Origin of the sequence: Candidatus Poriferisocius sp. (assembly GCF_965219815.1) — a bacterium.
Lineage (GTDB): Bacteria > Actinomycetota > Acidimicrobiia > Acidimicrobiales > Bin134 > Poriferisocius.
Window position 1 is genome coordinate 358,126 of record NZ_OZ244791.1, and the last position, 12,160, is coordinate 370,285.

General features: G+C 67.9%; 11 protein-coding genes. 8 read left to right on the forward strand and 3 right to left on the reverse strand.

The features are described 5' to 3' along the window. Window positions 1-28 precede the first annotated feature (28 nt). Complete coding sequence (locus ACOQPI_RS01720; RefSeq protein WP_420617997.1) at window positions 29-598, reverse strand: nuclear transport factor 2 family protein; 570 nt, start codon at window positions 596-598, stop codon at window positions 29-31. 80 nt (window positions 599-678) lie between these two features. Between ACOQPI_RS01720 and ACOQPI_RS01725 the strand changes: the two genes are divergently transcribed. Then, entirely contained in the window at window positions 679-1,827 is a 1,149-nt protein-coding gene (locus ACOQPI_RS01725; RefSeq protein ID WP_420617998.1) for a thiolase C-terminal domain-containing protein, read from the forward strand. Beyond that, window positions 1,824-2,243, forward strand: a complete 420-nt coding sequence (locus ACOQPI_RS01730) for a Zn-ribbon domain-containing OB-fold protein (RefSeq protein ID WP_420617999.1) — start codon at window positions 1,824-1,826, stop codon at window positions 2,241-2,243. The genes ACOQPI_RS01725 and ACOQPI_RS01730 overlap by 4 nt, the downstream gene beginning before the upstream one ends. A 25-nt stretch (window positions 2,244-2,268) precedes the next feature. Here the strand turns inward: ACOQPI_RS01730 and ACOQPI_RS01735 are convergent, their stop codons facing one another. Both ACOQPI_RS01735 and ACOQPI_RS01740 read right to left on the reverse strand, forming a co-directional pair. Continuing rightward, on the reverse strand, window positions 2,269-3,039 hold the full coding sequence (locus ACOQPI_RS01735; RefSeq protein WP_420618000.1) for an SDR family NAD(P)-dependent oxidoreductase: 771 nt from the start codon (window positions 3,037-3,039) through the stop codon (window positions 2,269-2,271). Window positions 3,040-3,102: 63 nt separating this feature from the next. Further along, window positions 3,103-4,719, reverse strand: a complete 1,617-nt coding sequence (locus tag ACOQPI_RS01740; RefSeq protein ID WP_420618001.1) for an amidohydrolase family protein — start codon at window positions 4,717-4,719, stop codon at window positions 3,103-3,105. Between the two features lie 147 nt (window positions 4,720-4,866). Here ACOQPI_RS01740 and ACOQPI_RS01745 point away from each other — a divergent pair, with 147 nt between their 5' ends. The 6 genes from ACOQPI_RS01745 to ACOQPI_RS01770 all read left to right on the forward strand — a co-directional run bounded on the left by ACOQPI_RS01745 (window position 4,867) and on the right by ACOQPI_RS01770 (window position 12,132). Continuing rightward, entirely contained in the window at window positions 4,867-5,109 is a 243-nt protein-coding gene (locus tag ACOQPI_RS01745; RefSeq protein WP_420618002.1) for a hypothetical protein, read from the forward strand. Window positions 5,110-5,889: 780 nt separating this feature from the next. Next, the gene (locus ACOQPI_RS01750; RefSeq protein ID WP_420618003.1) at window positions 5,890-6,156 is read left to right on the forward strand and encodes a hypothetical protein; all 267 of its coding nucleotides are present in this window, start codon (window positions 5,890-5,892) and stop codon (window positions 6,154-6,156) included. A gap of 601 nt (window positions 6,157-6,757) precedes the next feature. Further along, window positions 6,758-6,967 (forward strand): hypothetical protein, encoded by a 210-nt coding sequence (locus tag ACOQPI_RS01755; protein WP_420618004.1) that lies wholly within the window; start codon window positions 6,758-6,760, stop codon window positions 6,965-6,967. A gap of 440 nt (window positions 6,968-7,407) precedes the next feature. Beyond that, complete coding sequence (locus ACOQPI_RS01760; protein ID WP_420618005.1) at window positions 7,408-10,860, forward strand: fibronectin type III domain-containing protein; 3,453 nt, start codon at window positions 7,408-7,410, stop codon at window positions 10,858-10,860. Between the two features lie 613 nt (window positions 10,861-11,473). Further along, window positions 11,474-11,623, forward strand: a complete 150-nt coding sequence (locus ACOQPI_RS01765) for a hypothetical protein (RefSeq protein ID WP_420618006.1) — start codon at window positions 11,474-11,476, stop codon at window positions 11,621-11,623. A gap of 254 nt (window positions 11,624-11,877) precedes the next feature. Beyond that, complete coding sequence (locus tag ACOQPI_RS01770) at window positions 11,878-12,132, forward strand: hypothetical protein (protein ID WP_420618007.1); 255 nt, start codon at window positions 11,878-11,880, stop codon at window positions 12,130-12,132. Window positions 12,133-12,160 lie beyond the last annotated feature (28 nt).

The window sequence follows — 12,160 nt, forward strand, 5'->3', positions numbered from 1 at the left end:
ACTCTGGCTACGACGTAGAGGCTAATGGTCAAGCGCCGAGCGACTCCAAGGGAGCAATCTCGTCGAGACTGATAGGGCGGTCGGCGATTCCCTCGAAGCGGTCGCCCTCGGCATAGACCTCTTCGCCCGACAGCCGGGCCTCGGGGTCGTCGGGGTCGATAGGCCACACGATGCCCATGCGGACTTCGGACAGGTAGTAGGAGTCAACGTCGGGAACCTCGATGCCCAGGGCTTCGAGCGTGCGGCCGGGGTAGGCCATGCGCATGACCCCTTCGGTGAACACGGCGTGGTCGTCGACGATCACCCGATCCAGGTCGAGCTCCCAGCGGTGGGCGCCGGTTTGCACCAGGGCGCGGTCGTAGAGGTCGCGGATGGCGTCCTTCGAGCCGCCGGGGCTGGCGACGGGGTCGTCGACGTTAGGCCAGATCTTGTATTGGGGCTTGTCGCTGAGCGTGTCGATCACCCCCTCGATGTCGAGCCGGAGCTCGCGCTGCATGTGGTGGAGCACCAGTTGCAGGACGTGGCGCCGCCGGGGTTCGGTCTCCGCCTCCAGTCGCTCGGCCACCAGCCGCCAAGACTTGTCAGGATTGATCTTCATCGCCACCGCCCTTGCATCGGCTCCGACGATAGAGGTTGGGCAACGGCTCGAACACAGCTGACCATTAGTGTGCCTAGCCGATGAGCGATCGGGAGTTTGCCGGGCAGACGGCGATTGTCGGCATTGGGAGTAGCGACTTTGCCCGGCTTTACCGCACGCCGGACCCGGAGCGTACCGGGGAGGCGCTGGCCACTGAGGCCATTGCCGCGGCCATTGCCGATGCCGGGCTGGAGAAGTCGCAGATCGACGGGCTCATCACCGGGGGGCTGCCCCACTATGAGCCGGTGGCCTACCGCACCGGGCTCACCGACGTGCGCTTCGTGGTGGACTACCCCCAGGCCGGACGGATGTGCGCCATGGCGCTGATGCACGCCGCCACCGCGGTGCATCACGGGCTGGCCGACTACGTGGTGCTGTTCAACTCGGTGGCGTTCCGAACCCAGGGCACCAAGTTCGGCGCCCAGCCCCAGGGGCTGCTGTACGACACGATCTACGGCATGGCCTCGCCGGGGGCGCAGTATTCGATGGGGTTCACCCGCTATCAGGCCGAGTACGGGGGCACAGAGGAGCAGTTGGGAGCCATCCCGGTGGCCATCCGCTCCCATGCCCGGATGACTCCGGGGGCCATCATGCAGGCTGAGATGTCCATCGACGACTATCTGGCCGCCCGCTACATCGCCCAGCCGCTGCGGCTGTTCGATTACTGCCTGGTGAACGACGGCGCGGTGGCCTATGTGGTGACCACCGCCGAGCGAGCCCGCGACCTGGCCCATCCCCCGGTGCTGATCGCGGGCACCGCGGGGCGGGCCAACTTTCGGGAGTGGTATGTGGACCTGGGGTTCTGGGACGAGGCGTGCCGGTCGATGAAGGCCGACATGTTCGACCCACTAGGGGTTACCACCGACGACATCGACTGCCTCCAGGTGTACGACAACTTCAGCGTGTCGGTGCTGTGGGGGCTGGAGGGGTTCGGGTTCGCCCCCAAGGGCCAGGGTTTGGAGTGGGTGCAGAACGGCCGCATCGCTTTGGGCGGAGAGCTGCCGGTGAACACCAGCGGTGGGATGCTGAGCGAGTCGTACCTTCAGGGGTGGAACCAGCACGCTGAGGCGGTGCGCCAACTGCGGGGCCAGGCCGGAGAGCGCCAAGTGCCCGACTGCGACTGGTCGCTGTACTGGTGCCTGTCGGCCCTGCCGGGCGCCACCCTTCTGTGCCGGGACGGTCTGTTGTGACCGGAGGCGGGGACGGCTACCTCAAGCCGCTGCCGATGGTGACCCACGAGGATCGGGAGTTCTGGGCTGCGGCCCGCGAGCACCGCTTCGTGCTGCCGCAGTGCCAGGCGTGCGGTCACGTGTGGTTTCCGCCCTATGCCTCTTGTCCCGCGTGCCTGTCGTTCGACCGGGGATGGACCCAGGCGTCGGGCCGGGGCACGGTGTGGGGCTTCACCATCATGAGGCAGCCCTATATCCCGTCATTCGAGCCGGAGCTCCCCTACAACGTGGTGCTGGTGGAGCTGGAGGAGGGGCCGATGGTGTACTCCAACCTCATCGACATCGACAACGACGCCATTGCCTGCGGCCTGCCTGTTGAGGCCGTGTTCGAGGACGCCACCGACGAGATCACTCTCATCAAGTTCCGCCCCGTTTGAGGGGCCGCTCTAGATGGTGGGCTGGCTAGATGGTGGTCATGCCGTGGGCGTGGCCAGCGGTGTAGCCGCCGTCAACCGGCAAGGCGACGCCGGTGACGAACGAGGAGTCGTCGGAGGCCAAGAAGAAGGCCGCTCCGGCGATCTCCGAGGGGAGCCCCCACCGCTTGAGCTTGTGCTGGTCGCGGATGCTGTCGGCGATGGGCCCGAAATGGGGGATGACCGACTGGAACATAGGGGTGTCGATGAAGCCGGGGCAGATGGCGTTGGCCCTGATGTTGGCCGGGCCGTAGTCGTTGGCGATGTTCTTGGTGAGCAGGATCACCCCGCCCTTGGAGGCGTTGTAGGTGCTGCCCCCCTCGCAGCCTTCGAGACCCTCCACGCTGGCGATGGTGATGATGCTCCCCGAGCGGGCCTCCACCATCGGCTTGAGGGCGGCCCGACACGACAGCATGGTGCCCTTGAGGTTGATGTCCTGCACTCGGTCCCACTCCTCGACGTCGAGCTCATGAACCTGGCCGCCGCCGGCCACCCCGGCGGCGGTAACCAGCACGTCGAGCCGGCCATGCTCCTGGACGATCTGGCCGACCAGCTCTTCTTGGGCGTCGGCGTCGCGCACGTCGACCAAGTGGAAGCTTGACGCCGGTGCCGTTTCGGCCACTGCCTTCCAGCCATCGCTTTCGGCAATATCGGAGCCGATCACCACGGCCCCCTCCTCGGCGAACCGTTCTGCGGAGGCCAGGCCGATGCCCGATGCCGCTCCGGTGACCCACGCCACTCTGCCCTCTAGACGTCCCATTTGTGTTGCCTCGCCCTCTGTTGTGCGGTCGGGCGAATCGTAGGTGGCGGTAAAGACGTGCGCTCAGCCCAGGGATGGGCCGACCAGAGAGCCGGGAAGCTCGCCGGTGGGCTCGCCCTCCCGGTAGGTGGCGACGCCGTTGGCGATGGTGGCTCGGAAGCCGCCCGGCTCCCGGGTGAACCGCCACGAACCGCCGGGCACGTCGCGCACCTTCACCTCTGATCCCAGGGAAATCTCGTCGAGGCTGAACACGGCCAGATCGGCGGCCTTGCCCGCAGCGACTACTCCCCGATCGGACAGGCCGAAGAAGCCCGCAGTGCGGCCGGTCAGAACATGGACCGCCTCCTCCAACCCCAGCAGGCCGGTGTCGCGGTGGTAGTAGGTGAGCAGATGGGTGCTCTGACCGGCACCACAGAACAGCTGGAGATGGGCACCGCTGTCGTTGACGTTGGTGAGGGTGTGAGGCGAGCGAATCACCTCAGCCAAAGCAGGTTCGTCGTGGACGTCGGGCACCGCCCGCAGCGACGAGCCGATACCGTTGTCCAGCAGCCAGGAGGCCAGCGCATCGGAAACATGCTGGCCGGTGTTGGCGGCGTGGTCGGCCAACGAGATCCCGAGGGGGCCGACCCCGGTCTCGGACAGGGCGAATATCAATGTGTGGGGGTGATCGACCCGGGCGCGGCGGGATTTCTTGCGATTGTCCCAGTCGGAGCGGGCCCTATCCCGCCATGCGGGGTCGGCCAGCAAGGTCATCTTGTCCTCGGGAGGCCCGTTGACTAAGTCGTTCCAAGCGGGAACCCGCTGGAAGGTCAGCGCCTTCTCAAAGTTGAAGTACAGATCCAGCGGCTTGGTGCCCACCGTGGGCCAGAAGTTCACTCCGGCCTCACGAAGGCGGCGGTCGAAGGCCAGCGAGTCGGCCCGGTAATCGGCCTCATTGGCCATGGCGGGGATGGCTGTCCACTGCCCCCGGACGCCCCGAGGTCCGGCCATGGCGGCAAAGCGCTCCACGTCGTGGAAGTTGTGCTCGGGCTCGTTGAACCGGGTGATGGCCTGGAAGGTGGCACCGGGGTGGGCGGCCAGCACGTCGAACAACGCGGTGTATTCGGTGTCATCGGCGTGGCGGCTGGGCACTAGTCGCAGGGTGCGGTCGAGGTCGAAGCCGTTGGTGGACAGGCCGAGGGCACCGGCAGCCAGGGCATCGTCGAGGGCTTGGGCCATGGCGGTGCGCTCCGCAGGGGTGGCGGTGCGCACCCAGGCGGCATCGCCCATGACGTAGGTGCGCAGGCTGATGTGTCCTACGTAACCGGCGATGTTGGCGGCAGTGGGCTGGGAGGCGAGGGCGGCCCGGTATTCCGGCCACGTGGCCCACGTCCAAGGCACCTCCTTTTCGAAAGCGACCAGGGGCAAGTCTTCCAGGAAGCAGAACAGGTCCACCACTTCTTGGCGCTGGGGGCCGTCAAGCGGTGCCATCGACATCCCGCAATTGCCGAACACAGTGGTGGTGACCCCGTAGCTGGGCAGCGGATCAAAGGAGCGATCCCACCACATGGCCCCGTCGAGATGCGTATGGGTCTCGATGATGCCGGGGATGACCAGAGCGCCGGTAGCGTCCAGTTCCTGTTCGCCGTCGGGTGACAAGTCAGGACCTACTTCGGCGATGATGCGGCCCCGCACCCGCACATCAGCCCGTCGGGTGGGCCTGGGCGCCGCCCCCGGGGCCTCCGGCTTCGCTGGGCGCTCTCAGCGACCCCTGGCGGGCGTGAGGGCCTCCGGCTCGGCTACAGCGGCCCGCGGGGCTTTGCCGCCGGGGGCCGCTAGGGTGGGCGCATGGTCGCCATCTCCGCCACGCCGTCCGAGTGGCACGAGGCGGCGGCGAGCCCGGAGCCGGGCCGGTTCGTGTACCGCTGCGCCTGCGGGCTGGTGACCGTCGACCCCGACCTGGCGGCCCGCCACACCCGCAGGGTTCCCAACCCCGACGCCGGCGAGCTGTGGCACCGCCGCGACAGAGGGCGGGCCGGATGGGTTGAAATGGCCTGCAAAGCGCGGGTTCAAATGGAGCGGGCGAGCTGAACCGCCCGGCCAGCTCCCCCCGAGGCCACCCCCTCGATCCCCGGAGCTGAGCGTCGGCAGCTCTCCCCGAAACCCTCCGGCTCGGCCACAGCTCCCCCTGAGCGCACGTCGGCGGTCAGGGAGCGTCTGGGCGGGCTGAGCGCCACACTGCGGACTTGGCCAAGCTGAGGACCTCCACGTCGGGCTGAGCGCCCTGGAGGCCGGTTCTGGCAACGCTCCGGAGCGCTGAGAGCCTCCAGCAGCGACGCGGGATCGAGGCGGAGGCGGTGCATAGGCGGTGCATAAAGCGGCCCGGCTCGGGCTGGCGGGGGGAGTGCATAAACCGCCGAGGCCCCGGCCCGGTGGGGTGGTGGGCCGCCGGCCTGGGGGAGCGCCGCTGGTGCACGAGAACCCCCGTTATGTAAACCAAACCCCCAAAACCAGCCCCCACCAGCACAAACACCCCCAAAACCCCCGACCCCAACCCCCCAACCCCCCCATACACCCCACCGCATAAACCCAAACCAACCAGAAGCGCCCGACCCCCGGCCCGCCCGACCCCCGAGCTGTGGGCGGTGCGGGCCCGCCCGACCCCGGCCCGCCCGATCCCGGCGGCGCTGGGGCCGCTGGGGCGGCTCTCAGCTCCCCCGAGGCCCGCTGTGGCCGCTGGGGCCGCTGGGGTGGCTCTCAGCTCCCCCGAGGCCCGCTGTGGCCGCTGGGGGCAGCGGCCCGGCCCGATTCAAGGTGTATGGTGGGGGGACAGCGGCGGCCTGGGCCGGTTGCAGGTGTATGGTGGGGGGCATGAGCTATCAAAACCCCCCACCACACCCCGGCGACGATACAGCCCCGGCCGCCCCGCGAATCAGCCAGCGCACCGCCAAGGTCTCGGTTAGGGCCGTGTGGGTGGCCCTGCTGTACCCCCACGACGATACAGCCCCGGCCGCCCCGCGAATCAGCCGGCGCACCGCCAAGGTCTTGGGCTTGCTCGTGCGGGTTGCCTGGAGTTTTCTCATTATCTACCTCACCATCTCTGTGTTCGCCCCGTGGTTCGCTGGCCTGCTGACCTGATTCTTTCCAGCGGCCGCCTGCGCCGCGGCAACTCCTAGCCATCCCCGATACCCGGTGGTGCGGCGCTGAGCGCCGTACCGGCTCCCGGTTCCCGCTTTTGTTGCTCGCGCCCTTTGCGCTGCCGTAGCCTCCCCAGCGTCACGAAAAGCCGTATGGGGCTATAGGGCTCCCTGCGGTCAGGCCATTGGGCGGGCTCGGCTGTTTGCTTGGCCTCCCTTCGGGTCTGACCGCGGCTTTTCGTGACGGACAAAGCCCGATGGCAGCTCACAATCGACCCCGCCGAACACCACGCCCTAACCCAAACCCTCCAAACCTGCCCACCACCCCAACCCCAACCCCAACCCCAGCCCTAACCCCCTCGGCCAGCTCCCCGAGCCCAGGCCCCCGAGCCCCAGCCCCAACCCCCTCGGCCGCTCAGCGGCGCTGTGGCCGCTGTGGCGGCTCTCAGCCCCCCCGAGGCCCGCTGTGGCCGCTGTGGGCAGCGGCCCGGCCCGATTCAAGGTGTATGGTGGGGGGCATGTACTACCAAAACCCCCCACCACACCCCCACGACGATACAGCCCCGGACGCCCCGCGAATTAGTCGGCTCACCGCCGCGACCTTGTTCTTTCTCGTTTGGGGATCGGCCTCCCTCCTCATCTTCATGGTGTTCGTCCCGTGGCTCGCGGGCGTGTTGAACACCGACCCCGGCACCACGAAGCTGGTGAGCGCGGCCGCCATCGCCTTGATAGGCGCCTTGATGATCGTGTCTCCATCAATCACTAGACGTGTCAGGGAGCGCTCTGCGCCAGTGCCGCGCGATCAAGCCTGACTCTTTCCAGCGGCCGCCCGCGCCGAGGCAACTTCTAACCCTCCCCGCATAGGCGGCTGTTGCCCGCTGTTGTTCCCGGTCTGGCCGCGGGGTTAGGTTTCCCCCAGCGATAAAGAGCCGTTTGAGCTTGCTCAGCGGCCAGACAACCGGCTGGCTGAGCTGCCCCGGTTGGTCTTGGTCTAGCTGCTGGTGCGGCGCTGAGCGCCGTACTAGCTCCCGGTTCCCGCTTTTGTTGCTCGCGCCTTCTGCGCTGCTGTAACCTTCCCGCCAGCAACAGAAACTCCGTGGGGGATTCCCCCCTGCGGCCAAGCATTTTGGCGAGTCGGATGCTTGCCCTATCCCCTCCGAGATGGATTGGGCTTCTTCCTGGTTCCCTTCACGCTTGGCCGCGGAGTTTCTGTTGCTGAAGCAAACCGACTTGCGTGAAGGGAGCCACCACAATGGCCGCGTTCAAGAAATGGGGCGCTCGGCGTTCGCTAGCCGTGCTGGTCCCGGTGCTGTTGCTGGCCACCGGGCTGGTGCTGATAGCCGCCGACAACACGCCCACCGCCGAAGCCCACGAAGTTTGCAAAGGCTCTCCGTTCGGGCCGCTGTGCGGGTGGGCGCACACCCACCCGACGCCGAACCCGCCGAACCCGAATCTGCCCTGCGGCGGCTCCAACAACTGCCCGACCTCGACCCCGGCTCCCACGCCGAACCCGCCGAACCCGAATCTGCCCTGCGGCGGCTCCAACAACTGCCCGACCCCGACCCCGGCTCCCACCCCGAAGCCGTGCAGCTTCCTATCCCACCGGCACGGCTCGACGGGGGCGTGCCACTGGACGCTCAAGCCGTGCAACGGGAGCTACATCGACCACGACGCCACCTGCACGCCGCCGAAGCCCGATCCCACGCCCACGCCGAAGCCCGATCCCACGCCCACGCCGAAGCCGTGCAGCAAGCACACCCACGGGCTGGCGTCTCACTGCACCACCTTCGACCACACGACCGCCGAGCCGGCCTGCACCAGCTCCAACGGCGGCCAACAGGTCACCTGGGTCACCGCCCACTACGAACAGCAATCGAAAACCTGCCCGGTGGTTTGCGCCAAGCACACCCACGGGCTGGCGTCTCACTGCACCACCTTCGACCACACGACCGCCGAGCCGGCCTGCACCAGCTCCAACGGCGGCCAACAGGTCACCTGGATCACCGCCCACTACAACCAGCAATCGAAAACCTGCCCGACGGTCCAAACCGATTGCAAGGCGGGGGACGGCAAGCACCGCCACGCCAGCACGAACACCTGCCACGCCGATCACTTCACCTGCGATTCGGGCAAGTACAAGGACCAGAGCGGAACCGTTTTCGGCCACCTTTCTGGCACCGACAACCACGGCCAGGTATCAGCCAGAGGATGCCACGACCGGCCCACAACTACGCCGGGCCAGATATGCTCCGCGGGCCAACAGGCGTTCGCGACACCGCCGACGAGCGACCCCATAATCAACTATTACACCAACGAGCCCATCTCACCCTCCGACCCCGGCTACGACTACAAAGTCCGAAGTTACGGCTATGGCGGTGAGTGGGAGCAGGTGAGCGGCAGGCCCACCTGCTACAACGCCGTGATATCAGGCGGCAGCGGCAAGGGAATATCCTTCAGCGACATATTAGACGGGGCCAAAGACGGGGCTGTATCCGTGGGCGGCACGGTCGTAAGCGTGGGCGGCGACTCCCTGAACTGGGCGTATAACCATTGGCCGGTGGGTATACCGGGCTCGCCGGTGGTGATGCCGGCAGCGTCATATGTGGCGCTGGCCCGCGAAGCAGACAAAAGAATCCACGCGGTCGTCTGCTACAACGATTGGACGCAGATAGTAACACCAGCCGTTCTCCTGGAGGGAGCGCGTGAAGGTTACAAGTACTATCGAGGTGCAGCAGCGAGCGGGGGTACTGCCGCAGCAGGAGCCTCTGTCGCCGTTGTGAGCGGCAAAGTCATAGTGGCAACTGCGGTAGCCGCCGGAGTAGCTGGCGGTGTGTACAGCTACTGCCAATATTACACTCCGGCCCAGGACTCGGCCCAAGATTCCGTCCGCGGTTCGGCCCAGGATTCGGCCCAGGATTCGGTTCCGGTTCCGGCTTCGGGTTTGCGGGTGAGCGCTGAGGACGGGGGAATAGCGGTCTCTTGGACTGCTTCGGCCACGACGCCCGACGCTGGTTTCGGGTATCGGGTGCAGTGGAAGCTCACATCTCAGACGTGGGATGAGGCCGCCGCGCAGCATCAGGATTTGGAGCACGCTTTCGCCCATCACGCTGTGGCGTTGGTCATCGCAGACCTTGTGAACGGCTCGGCCTATGACGTGCGGGTGGCCGCCTACAACGAAAACGGCCTCTCAACGTGGATTGATGGCCAGGCCACCCCGACCGCCCCGGCCCCCGATCCGGCGTCGGGCTTGTCGCTGGCAGCGGGTGACGGGGAGATAGCGGTCTCGTGGACCGCTTCGGCCACGACTCCCGCCGCGGGTTTCGGGTATCGGGTGCAGTGGAAGCTCGCGTCTCAGACGTGGGACCAGGCCGCAGCCGCAGCCCAAACCGAGGATTTGGACCACGGCTCGGACCTTGCGACCTCTTACACGGTCACCGGGCTTTCCAACGGCTCGGCCTATGACGTGCGGGTGGCGGCGTTCAACGCTGATGGCGTCTCGGCGTGGATCAGCGGCCAGGCCACCCCCGCGGCTCCGGCCTATAAGGCCCCGGCGAGCTTGGTCGCGACGGTGAGGGGGTATGCGGCTGAGACCCAGCACGGCCAAGACCACGTCGACCGCTGGAACGGCGCTTTGGAGGGGTTGTGCGTTGAGGACTTCCCCGGCGTGGCTGCTATGACCTCGGCGCAGGCCCAGGGCCACGCCGACACCTACTCGAGCTCGCGTTGGAGCCCGGTGGTTGCCGAGCTGAAAAAGGCCGAGGCCGCCAACTGCACAATCACCGCCAAGCCCGAGCCGAAGGCGACGGCTCCCGATCCGGCGTCGGGCCTGTCGCTGGCAGCGGGCGATAAGCAGATCGCGGTCTCGTGGTCGGCGTCGGCCACCGCGCCCGCCGCTGGTTTCGGCTATCGGGTGCAATGGAAGCTCACGACCCAAACATGGGGTGACGCCGCGGCGGGGTCTGTGGACTTGGACCACGGCTCGGACTTGGCCACATCGCACACGATCACCGGGCTTGTGAACGGCTCAGCCTACGACGTGCGCGTGGCCGCGTTCAACGCCAATGGCGTCTCAGACTGGATCACCGCCCAGGCCACCCCCACAGCCCCGGCGGTGTCGGCTCCCGATCCGGCGTCGGGCCTGTCGCTGAGCGCGGGCGACAAGCAGATCGCGGTCTCGTGGTCGGCGTCGGCCACCGCGCCCGCCGCGGGTTTCGGGTATCGGGTGCAGTGGAAGCTTGTGGCCCAGGCGTGGGGTGACGCCGCTGTGGGGTCCGAGGACTTGGACCACGGCTCAGACCTGGCCACATCGCACACCATCACCGGGCTAGCCAACGGCTCGGCCTACGACGTGCGCGTGGCCGCGTTCAACGCTGATGGCGTCTCGGCGTGGATCACCGGCCAGACCACCCCAACAGCCCCCAAGCCCAAGCCCAAGCCCTCTTTGGCGTTCGACTCTGTTTCGTGCGAGTCGTCGGGCTCGGGCTGGGTCATCACCGCCACTTGGAGCAAAACCCCCGAAACCCTCAAACCCGACATCTGGGCAAACGAGGCCAAAAACCGCGGCCACCGCGCCCGCCAAACCGCGGTCGCGGGCACCTCGACGACGTTCGACGTCCCGAACGCCGGTTGGTACCAAGTCGGAATGCAAGCCAAGCTCGCCGGAAACAAAAAAGTAGGCGACAACGAAGCCGTGCGCTGCCGATAAAACCGCACCCCCGCAAAACCCGAAACCGCCGGGGCTCTCTGGGCGCTGTGGTGGTCGCCCGGCCCTCGGGGCCTCCAGCGGCGCTGTGGGCGCTCTCAGCTCCCGCTGCGGCGGCCCCGAGGCCCCCGCGCCGCCCGCCGGACCCACAACTGCCCCCCAGCCCCAGCCCAGCGCCCAGCGCCCCCCCCCCCCCCCGCCCCCCAAAGTGTTAGCCCCGGTGTTACACCCCACCCCCACAACCGGCCCCGCAGCCGAGCGCCGGCGTCGATCCCCGAGGCCCTCCGGCTCGACCTGGTGGCCGGCTCGACCTGGTGGCCGGCTCGACCTGGTGGCCGGCTCGATACCCGCGGGCCTCCAGCTCGACCTAGGCGCTCTCAGCTCTCGCCGTGGTGATCGCCCGAGGCCCTCCGGCTCGACCTCGGCCAGCTCGATCCCCTGGAGCTGAGCGCCGGCGTCGATCCCCTGGAGCTGGAGCTGGTGGCCAGCTCGACCTGGTGGGCGTTGGCGGTGTTTGGGGGCCGAGGGGGTACTTGGACACCGGGCCTGGGCCGTAACGGGCCGCTGAGGGGCCGGCGGCGCTGGAGCTGGAGCTGGTGGCCGGCTCGATCCCCTGGTGGCTCTCAGCGGCGCTGTGGCGGCCCGCCACACTCGGCGGGTTCCCGACCCCGACGCAGGCGAGCTGTGGCGGCGGCGCGACGAAGGGCGGGCCGGCTGGGTTGAAGTGGCCTGCCGGGCGCGGGTACAAGTGAAGCGGGCGAGCTGAGCCGCCCGGCTTTGGAGCTGAGCGCCGGCCCCGACTCTCGGCCGCCGGCCCCGACTCTCGGCCGCCGGCCCCGACTCTCGGCCGCCGGCCCCGACTCTCGGCCGCCGGCCCCGACTCTCGGCCGCCGGCCCCGACTCTCGGCCGCCGGGGCCGTAGGCTTGATGTTGAGCGTGGCGGCGGCCAACTGGGTAAGAGCTGTGGGCCGCCGCCACGCCACTGTTGAGGGCCCAATGGGAAGCGGTTAGTATGGCGGCATGGCTCTTACCCAGACCCTAGACAGGGCTCCGAGGTGGGCGCGGTCGCCACGAGTTCTGTCGTTAGCTGCGCTGGTCACCACGGCGGCTCTCGCCCAGTACGTTTTCGACCTTCACTACCTGATTGGCGTGTACGCCGCTGTCACCGCATCAGCTCTAGTCGAAGTGGCCTGCTACTTTGCAGCCCGATCCCGACGGGATTCAGCGTCCCAACTAGCCCGCAAAGCGTCGGGCGAGGCCCAGCGCCAAGCTTGAGTCTTCGGCGTCAGCGTTTGTTTACCGT